Source organism: Vibrio ordalii ATCC 33509 (genome assembly GCA_000257205.1).
Taxonomy (GTDB): domain Bacteria; phylum Pseudomonadota; class Gammaproteobacteria; order Enterobacterales; family Vibrionaceae; genus Vibrio; species Vibrio ordalii.
On the sequence record AEZC01000159.1, the window covers coordinates 1 to 426 of the forward strand.

1 pseudogene is annotated in these 426 nt (G+C 36.2%); it reads right to left on the bottom strand.

Annotated features, from left to right (window positions below):
- A pseudogene (locus VOR_RS18865) lies at nt 1-426 on the bottom strand (phenylacetate--CoA ligase family protein); the annotation flags it as partial.

Here is a 426-nt window from a genome sequence, read left to right on the forward strand (position 1 = left end):
ATTTTTGGTTTATAATTATGTAATTGTTCTAAGTATTGTCGAACCGTTTCCTCGCTCAGATGATATACAGACATCATTAACATTTTATCAATACTGTTGTGACGCCAATAAGGTGAGGTATTTTGCTCTAAAGGAACAATAAGATCAGCTCGTAACCAGACTCGCTTATCACCTGGAAGATAACCGGCCCATGTCAATTGTCGATGACTTTGAGCATGATCTTCTATAATCGCAGATAATCCTGAATAGAGGCTTAGTGGCTTACCTGTCGTACCTCCAGTCTGAGACTTAAAAGTATAAGAAAATTTTTTAGAATCATTTAGAAATGCACAGGGAGCGATACGAATATCTTCCTTACCAATGAGTGGAAAATCATCGATATTAGATGATTTTACATTTTTATAAAAGGAAACGTGTTCCTTAGCC